The organism is Streptomyces sp. ISL-12, from assembly GCF_018614415.1.
Lineage (GTDB): Bacteria > Actinomycetota > Actinomycetes > Streptomycetales > Streptomycetaceae > Streptomyces.
Map to the genome: position 1 here is coordinate 1 of NZ_JAGGOO010000182.1, position 8,183 is coordinate 8,183.

Sequence of the window (8,183 nt, forward strand, 5' to 3'; positions counted from 1 at the left end):
CTCCGGGCGCTTCCCTTCGGTGTTTCCAACACTATCAGGCTTTTCCAGTCCCTCTGACCACCCTCTGACGGGCGTGCAGATGCGGATCCGAATAGAGGATCTGACGAGTTGGGGTCTGCCACCTGAGGACGCTTGCTCACGTTCCTCAACCTCGGGCAGGAGTAACGACTCTACATCGGCCCGCCGAACGGGCGCAAATCGATGGCGGCTAAGGTCTAGACCTCCCACCGGTCGCTCATGCGGAACCGGTACTTCCTATGTCATACCCTGCTGCACAACGTGCCGTCCGGGACAGACAGTGACGGCCCATCTCCATCCCCACTCCTGGAGGCTCCCCATGACCACCGTGACGTCCCCGATGGCAGGACGCGCCATCGGACTGGCCGCCGTGCCGGATCCGGTCTTCTCCGGGGCCATGGTCGGCCCGGGCACCGCGATCGACCCCGTACGTGAGCCGTCGGAGGCGGTCGCGCCCGTGGACGGGGTGATCGTGTCCCTGCACCCGCACGCCTTCGTCGTGGTGGACGAGACCGGGCACGGCGTGCTGACTCATCTCGGTATCGACACCGTGCAGCTCAACGGGGAGGGCTTCGAACTGCTGGTGAACAAGGGCGACACCGTCACGCGTGGACAGGCGATCGTGCGCTGGAGCCCGGCCGCCGTCGAAGCGGCCGGCAAGTCCCCGGTGTGCCCGGTGGTGGCGCTGGAGGCCACGGCCGAGTCCCTCTCCCAGCTCCGTGAGGACGGCGAAGTCAGGATCGGGGAGGACCTCTTCGTCTGGCAGTGACCTTTGTATGACGGCTGGTAGGACAGACACCGCGGCGGCTGGGGCCGCCGCGCTATCGGAGACGGGTGAGATGGAGACAACGCTGCGAGGCGTCGGCGTCAGTCACGGCGTGGCGATCGGCCAGGTCCGGCACATGGGCACGGCGGTGCTGGAGCCGCCCGCCAAACAGATCCCGGCCGAGGACGCCGAGCGCGAGCAGGGGCGGGCCCGCAAGGCCGTGGAAGCGGTGGCGGCCGATCTGATGGCGCGCGGCAATCTGGCGGGGGGCGAAGCCCAGGCCGTGCTCGAGGCGCAGGCCATGATGGCCCAGGATCCCGAGCTGATGGCGGATGTGGAGCGCCGGATCGCCGTCGGCAGCACGGCCGAGCGCGCGGTGTACGACGCCTTCGCGGCGTACCGGGCGCTGCTGGCCGCTGCCGGTGAGTACCTCGCCGGGCGGGTGGCCGACCTCGATGACGTGCGGAATCGTATCGTCGCCCGGCTGCTCGGGGTGCCGATGCCGGGGGTGCCGGACAGCGACGAGCCGTACGTTCTCATCGCGCGGGACCTGGCTCCGGCCGACACAGCACTGCTGGACCCAGCTCTCGTCCTCGGTTTCGTCACCGAGGAAGGGGGGCCGACCAGCCACAGCGCGATTCTGGCGCGTGCGCTGGGGGTGCCGGCCGTGGTGGCGCTGCCGGGCGCCGGCGAGCTGGCCGAGGGCACGGTGATCGCCGTGGACGGCAGCAGCGGCGAGATCTTCGTCGAGCCGAGTGCGCAGGAGCGGGCGCGGCTGGAGGCGCAGGCGGCCGAGCGCAAGGCCGCGCTGGCCGCCTCGTCCGGCCCCGGGGCCACCTCCGACGGACACAAGGTGCCGCTGCTGGCCAACATCGGCGGGCCGGCGGACGTGGCCGCCGCGGTCGAGGCAGGGGCGGAGGGGGTCGGTCTGTTCCGGACCGAGTTCCTCTTCCTTGACGACAGTGAGAGCGCGCCGAGCGAGGAGAAGCAGGTCTCGGCGTACCGGCAGGTGCTGGAGGCGTTCCCCGAGGGCCGGGTCGTCGTGCGGGTGCTGGACGCGGGCGCGGACAAGCCGCTGGCCTTCCTCACCCCGGCCGACGAGCCGAACCCGGCGCTGGGCGTGCGGGGGCTGCGGACGCTGCTCGACCACCCGGACGTGCTGCGTACGCAGCTGACGGCGCTGGCGAAGGCGGCCGAGGGGCTGCCCGTCCACCTGGAGGTCATGGCGCCGATGGTGGCCGACCGTGCCGACGCCAAGGCGTTCGCGGACGCGTGCCGGGCGGCCGGGCTGCGGGCGAAGTTCGGCGCGATGGTGGAGATTCCGTCCGCCGCGCTGCGGGCCCGGTCGGTGCTGCAGGAGGTCGAGTTCCTGTCGCTGGGGACGAACGACCTCGCGCAGTACACCTTCGCCGCCGACCGACAGGTCGGTGCGGTGTCCCGGCTCCAGGACCCGTGGCAGCCCGCGCTGCTCGACCTGGTGGCGCTGTCCGCCGAGGCGGCGAAGGCCGAGAGCAAGAGCTGCGGGGTGTGCGGGGAGGCCGCGTCCGATCCGCTGCTGGCGTGTGTGCTGACCGGTCTGGGGGTCACCTCGCTCTCCATGGGGGCGGCTTCGATTCCGTATGTGCGGGCGATGCTGGCGAAGTTCACGCTCGCCCAGTGCGAGCGTGCCGCTGCCGCGGCCCGCGCCGCGGACAGCGCCGAGGAGGCGCGTGAGGCCGCGCAGGCGGTGCTGTCCGGCGAGTAGGGGACGGACAGGCAGGTGTTCCGTGGGGCGCTCCACCGGTGGTGGGGCGCCCCACCTGTGTTCAGTGGTGGTGTCCCGGGGCCGGGTCCTCGTCGCCGAGGTCCGGTGGGTCGCAGTAGTCGACGTTGGACTCCGGGGAGATGAGGTCGCCGGACTCGGCGTCGGTGCAGTAGGCGTCGAAGACCTCCGCCGCGGTGAGCGGGGTGAGGCCGTAGCCGCGCAGGCGCCAGCCGTAGATGCGGTCCGGGGTGGCGGGTGCGCTGGTGCGGATGACGAGGCCGCCGGGGCAGTGGGTGGCCAGGCCCAGGGCGAGGACGCTGGTGAACTCCAGGAGTTCGGCCTCGTCGAGGTGCGGGGTGCCGTCATCGTCGTCGTCCGCGTGGAGGACGGAGAGGAGGGTCTCCGGGGTCGTCGAGACGCTGCAGACGAGGTGGCGCCGGCCCGCGGGGGCGGTGGTGATCACGCGGGTGATGAGGGCGCGGGCCCGGTCGTAGGCGGCTCGGCCGAGGTCCTGGCCGCAGGAGGCGCAGGAGCCGAGGCGGGCCAGGAGGGTGGCGGCGTACTCCCAGGTGGCCTGCCGGACGGCTTCGTCGATGAGGGTGGGGACGACGTCGGTGAGGGGCTGGCCCTCGTAGGGGACGGTGAGGCCGGTGGCGGCGAGTTCGGCGGTGAAGCGGGTACGGCTGGAGGAGGCGTCGGGGTCGAGGCCCGCTTCCGCGCAGTAGGCGGCGTACTCCTCCGGGTCGAAGAGGGCGATCGTGGTGTGGGCGCCCTGGGCGGCCCGGGTGCGCAGGACCGCCTCGACGTGCCGTAGGTAGGTGGGATGGTCGTCGAAGGTGAAGGTGCGGTAGCGCCGCATGACGCCGAAGTCGTGCTCGTCGGTGAGCAGGCCGATGGTGCCGGCGATCTCACGGCGCAGGACGCGCCGGGCGGTCCGGTCGGTGTACGTCATGTCTCCCCCAGTACGCGGTCGGTGCACGTCGATCAATGCTCACTCACAGTAACCGCGGGCACTGACAGTGGGGGTCACGGGCGCTTGCGGGACCGGGCCAGCTCCTCGTAGAAGCGGAGGAGGTCGAGGTTGTCGACGGAGCCGGGGTTGACGGCCTTGTCCAGGGGGGTTCCTTGCAGGAGGCGTTTGACCGGGACCTCGATGCGTTTGCCGGTGAGGGTGTGGGGGATGCCGGGGACCTCGATGACCTCGTCGGGGACGTGGCGGGGGGAGAGGTGGGCGCGGATGGTCTGCTTGATGCGGGTGAGGAGCGCTTCGTCGAGGGTGGCTTCCGGGGCCAGATGGACGAAGAGCGGCATCCAGTAGCCGCCGTCGGGCAGTTCGACGCCGATGACGAGGGACTCGCGGATCTCGGGGAGGCGTTCGACGGCCTCGTAGATGTCGGCCGAGCCCATCCGGACGCCCTGCCGGTTGAGGGTGGAGTCGGAGCGGCCGTGGATGACGACGGAGCCCCGTGAGGTGAGGGTGATCCAGTCACCGTGCCGCCAGACGCCGGGGTAGGTGTCGAAGTAGCTGTCGTGGTAGCGGCTGCCGTCGGGGTCGTTCCAGAAGCGGATGGGCATCGACGGCATGGGGGCGGTGACGACGAGTTCGCCGACCTCGTCGGTGAGGGGGTTGCCGTCGGGGTCCCAGGACTGGAGGTCGGTGCCGAGGCTGGGTGCCTGGAGTTCGCCGATGTACACGGGGAGGGTGGGGACGGCGCCGGCGAAGCAGGAGCAGACGTCGGTGCCGCCGCTGACGGAGGCGATCCACAGGTCTTCACCGACCTCGTCGTGGAGCCAGCGGAAGCCGTCGGGCGGGAGGGGGGAGCCGGTGGTGGCGACGCACTGGACGGCGGAGAGGTCGTGGTCGCGGGCGGGATGGACGCCGGCTTTGCGGCAGGCCATGACGTAGGCGGCGGAGGTGCCGAAGAGGGTGGCGCCGGTGCGTTCGGCGACGCCCCACTGGGCGCCGGTGTCCGGGAAGCCGGGGCTGCCGTCGTAGAGGACGATCGTGGTGCCGGTGAGGAGGCCGGAGACGAGGAAGTTCCACATCATCCAGCCGGTCGACGTGTACCAGAAGAAGCGGTCCTCGGGGCCCAGGTCGCAGTGGAGGCCGAGCTGTTTGAGGTGCTCGACGAGGATGCCGCCCTGGGACTGGACGATGGCCTTGGGCAGGCCGGTGGTGCCGGAGGAGTACAGGACCCACAGGGGGTGGTCGAAGGGCACCTGTTCGAAGACGGGGTCGGTGTCGGCGGAGGTGAGGGCCGTCCAGTCGAGCGCGCCTTCGGGGGCGGGTGTGCCGAGGAGCGGGATGTGGACCGTCGCGCGCAGGGTGGGCAGTTCGCGGCGGAGTTCCGTGACGACGTCCCGGCGGTCGTGTTCCTTGCCGCCGTAGCGGTAGCCGTCGACGGTGAACAGGACGACGGGTTCGACCTGCTGGAAGCGGTCCAGGACGCTGCGGGCGCCGAAGTCGGGGGCGCAGGAGGTCCAGACGGCGCCGACGGCGGCGGAGGCGAGGAGGGCGACGACGGCCTGCGGGATGTTGGGCAGGTAGCCGCTGACGCGGTCGCCCGGGCGGACTCCGAGGGCGCGGAGTTCGGCGGCCAGGGAGCCGACCTGGCGGCGCAGGTCCGCCCAGGTGACCGGGTGGGGGTCGTGGGTCTCGTCGACGTACAGGAGGGCGGGTTCGTCCGGGCGGTCGGCCGCCGCGCGCAGGGCGTGTTCGGCGTAGTTCAGCTTCGCGCCGGGGAACCACTGGGCGCCGGGCATCGCGCGGTCGCCCAGCACGCGCGCGTAGGGGGCCGAAAACCGTACGTCGAACCACTCGGTGACGGCTTCCCAGAAGGTTTCCGGCTCGTCGACGGACCAGCGGTGCAAGGCCGGGTAACCGCCGCCGGCGGGGGCGCCGTGATGGTCTGCGGCCCAGCGCTGGAACGTGGTGATCCGGGCCCGGGCGACGCGTTGCGCGTCGGGCTGCCAGAGGGGCTGTGGCTGGGGGTTCTCGGTGGTCATGGGGGCGGCTCCCGGGCTGTGCGGCGGCTGACAGGGACGATGCCATGTGATCGACTTCTGCACCAGAGTGTGCTCCGCGCGGTCCGTGTCGTGAAGATGTGGGCCCGGCACGGGTGAACGGAAGTTGAACGGTGCCCGTGTGCGGGGCGGTCGGTGACAGGGTGAGCAGCATGGACGGTCGTGACCTGGTGCGTTCGGTGAAGTTGGTCGGTTCGGTGGGGACGGGTCAGGGGTTGCGGACCGTGCGGGCGGCGTGGCGAAGGCGGCGTTCCGACGCGGTGGGGCTGAAGCCGCGGGGGGCGGAGCGCGCGCGGGTGCCCGGGCTGCTGCGGGAGGTGGAGCCGGGTACCGGGGGCGGTGTCATCCGGTTCGACCGCTCGGAGCTGCGGATCCTGGTGGCGGTGAACGGGGCGGTCTTCTGGGGTTGGGACGGGGCCGGTCCGGAGCCCTCGTACGCGTTGGCCGGGCGGTGTCCCGAGCCCGATCCGCGGGCGGCGCTGGAGCCGGACAAGGACGGTGGCTGGCGGGTGGTGGCCGAGCGGGCCACGGTCGCCGTGTCGCGGCACGGCGCGATCGAGGTGCGGACGCCGGGTGGGGTCACGCTGCGGCGGGATCTGCCGCCCCGGTGGTGGGAGCCGGCCGGTGGCGGCCGGGCGCGGTGGATGCAGCGCGCGGAGGTGGCCGCCGACGCGCGGTTCTTCGGGCTCGGGGGGCGGGCGTCGGGTCCTCGGCTGCGGGACGGGCGGTACCGGCTGTGGAACACCGGGCCGGGGAGGGCCCTCGGCCCGAAGGACGATCCGCTGTCCCTGACGATGCCGGTGCAGCTGGTGGTGGCCGACGCGGGGACGCACCTGGTGTTCTACGACAGTTCGTGGGACGGCACGGTGGTGCTGCGGGAGGGCGAGGAGGGTGCCGGGTCGGGTCACGACCGGCCGGGCACCAGCGTGCTGCGGATGGACGGGGGGCCGCTGCGCTGCTGGGTGTCGGTGGGGACGCCCGCGCGGGTGCTGCTGGCCTGGGCGGCGCTGACCGGGGCGCCCGCGCTGCCGCCCGCGTGGGCGCTCGGTCATCACCACGCGCGGTCGGGGTCCGGGGGTGAGCGGGAGGTGCGGCGGGTCGTCGCCGGGTACCGGGAGCACGGGCTGCCGTTGGACGCCGTACACCTGGGATTCGGTCACCACGACGGTCACCGGGTGTTCAGCGTCGACCAGGAGCGGTTCCCGAAGCTGCCGCAGCTCGCCGAGGAGTTGCGGCAGGAGGGGATCCGGCTGGTGTCGGTCGTCGGTCCGGCGGTGGCGGCCGAGCCCGGCGATCCGGTGTACGACGGTGGCGTGGGCGAGGACGCGTTCGTGCGGGACGCCGGGGGCCAGGTCGTGCGCGAGGTGGCGGGGCCGGGGGACGCGGTGTTCCCGGACTTCACGCACGCGCGCGTACGCGCGTGGTGGGGCGGTCGGTACGAGGAGCGGCTGGGGCAGGGCTTCGCCGGGTTCTGGCACGACATGAACGAGCCGACGTCGTTCGCCGCCTTCGGTGAGCCGACGCTGCCGCGGTCGGCCCGGCACTGGCTGGAGGGGCGGGGCGGTGACCACCGGGAGGCGCACAACGTGTACGCGCTGTGCATGGCCCGGGCCGGTTACGAAGGGCTGCGCAAGCTGGTGCCCGAGCAGCGGCCGTTCGTCCTCTCACGCTCGGGCTGGGCCGGTGTGCAGCGCTACGGCGGCGCCTGGTCGGGGGAGGTGGCCACGGGCTGGCCGGGGCTGCGGGCGTCGCTGGCGCTGGTTCTGGGGCTGGGGCTGTGCGGGGTGCCGTACTCCGGGCCGGACATCGGGGGCCGCGACGGGAGTCCGTCGCCTGAGCTGTATCTGCGGTGGTTGCAGCTGGGGGCGTATCTGCCGCTGCTCCGGACGCACGCGGGTGAGCGAGCGGGGCGCCGGGAGCCCTGGGAGTTCGGGAACGAGGTGCTGGAGCACGCGCGCGTGGCGCTCGTCGAGCGGCGGCGGCTGCTGCCGTACCTCATGACGCTGGCGCATCTGGCGCGGCGTACCGGGGCGCCCTATGTGCGGCCGCTGTGGTGGTCGTCGCCGGAGGACCGGGCGCTGCGGGACTGCGAGGACGCGTTTCTGCTCGGAGACTGTCTGCTGGTGGCTCCGGTGCTCGATCCCGGGGCGGACCGGCGCGCGGTGCGGCTGCCGCGGGGGCGGTGGTACGACACGGTGACGGAGCGGGCGTACGAGGGGCCGGGGCAGGTGCTGGTCGACGCCCCGTTGGAGCGGATTCCGGTGTTCGCGCGCGCGGGTGCGGTGATTCCGGTGCGCGGCGGTGACGGCGGGCTGGAGCTGGAGGTGTGGGCGCCGGGCCGGGGGCGGACCGGGGGCGGGCTGGTCGTGCCGGACATGGGCGATGGCTGGGCGGAGCCCGAGATCGAGCGGTACGCCGCGCGGTGGCGGGGGCAGCGGGTGGTCGTCGTGCGGGAGGGTGAGGGGGGCTCGGGTGAGGGTGGCTCGGGTGAGGCGCCCGCGCCGTATCCGGTGCGGGTTCGGGGGCTTGGGGCGGGGCGGGTGCGGGTGTAGGGGTTGTTGGGTTCAGGTTCGGGGGACGTCAGGCTTAGGTCTGGGGTGGCGGGCCGGGGGGGGGGCGGCGGGACAGGTG

At 72.9% G+C, this 8,183-nt stretch carries 5 protein-coding genes; 3 read left to right on the forward strand and 2 right to left on the reverse strand.

Going from position 1 to position 8,183, the window contains the following annotated elements; genetic code table 11:
- Positions 1-337: 337 nt before the first annotated feature.
- Both J7I94_RS36300 and ptsP read left to right on the forward strand, forming a co-directional pair.
- The gene (locus J7I94_RS36300; protein ID WP_215174388.1) at positions 338-787 is read left to right on the forward strand and encodes a PTS glucose transporter subunit IIA; all 450 of its coding nucleotides are present in this window, start codon (positions 338-340) and stop codon (positions 785-787) included.
- A 70-nt stretch (positions 788-857) separates the two neighbouring features.
- Positions 858-2,528 (forward strand): phosphoenolpyruvate--protein phosphotransferase, encoded by a 1,671-nt coding sequence (ptsP, locus tag J7I94_RS36305; protein ID WP_215174390.1) that lies wholly within the window; start codon positions 858-860, stop codon positions 2,526-2,528.
- Between the two features lie 61 nt (positions 2,529-2,589).
- Here the strand turns inward: ptsP and J7I94_RS36310 are convergent, their stop codons facing one another.
- Both J7I94_RS36310 and J7I94_RS36315 read right to left on the reverse strand, forming a co-directional pair.
- The gene (locus J7I94_RS36310) at positions 2,590-3,480 is read right to left on the reverse strand and encodes a hypothetical protein (protein WP_215174392.1); all 891 of its coding nucleotides are present in this window, start codon (positions 3,478-3,480) and stop codon (positions 2,590-2,592) included.
- 74 nt (positions 3,481-3,554) lie between these two features.
- Positions 3,555-5,534, reverse strand: coding sequence for an acetoacetate--CoA ligase (locus J7I94_RS36315; protein WP_215174394.1), 1,980 nt, complete (start codon positions 5,532-5,534; stop codon positions 3,555-3,557).
- 170 nt (positions 5,535-5,704) lie between these two features.
- Between J7I94_RS36315 and J7I94_RS36320 the strand changes: the two genes are divergently transcribed.
- On the forward strand, positions 5,705-8,104 hold the full coding sequence (locus tag J7I94_RS36320) for a glycoside hydrolase family 31 protein (protein ID WP_215174396.1): 2,400 nt from the start codon (positions 5,705-5,707) through the stop codon (positions 8,102-8,104).
- The last annotated feature ends 79 nt before the right edge of the window (positions 8,105-8,183 follow it).

What these genes read in the sequence shown, in the direction of transcription:
- J7I94_RS36320 (WP_215174396.1), top strand. Translation starts at nt 5,705, where the DNA reads ATGGACGGTCGTGACCTGGTGCGTTCGGTGAAGTTGGTCGGTTCGGTG.
- J7I94_RS36310 (WP_215174392.1), bottom strand. Translation starts at nt 3,480, where the DNA reads ATGACGTACACCGACCGGACCGCCCGGCGCGTCCTGCGCCGTGAGATC.
- ptsP (WP_215174390.1), top strand. Translation starts at nt 858, where the DNA reads ATGGAGACAACGCTGCGAGGCGTCGGCGTCAGTCACGGCGTGGCGATC.
- J7I94_RS36315 (WP_215174394.1), bottom strand. Translation starts at nt 5,534, where the DNA reads ATGACCACCGAGAACCCCCAGCCACAGCCCCTCTGGCAGCCCGACGCG.
- J7I94_RS36300 (WP_215174388.1), top strand. Translation starts at nt 338, where the DNA reads ATGACCACCGTGACGTCCCCGATGGCAGGACGCGCCATCGGACTGGCC.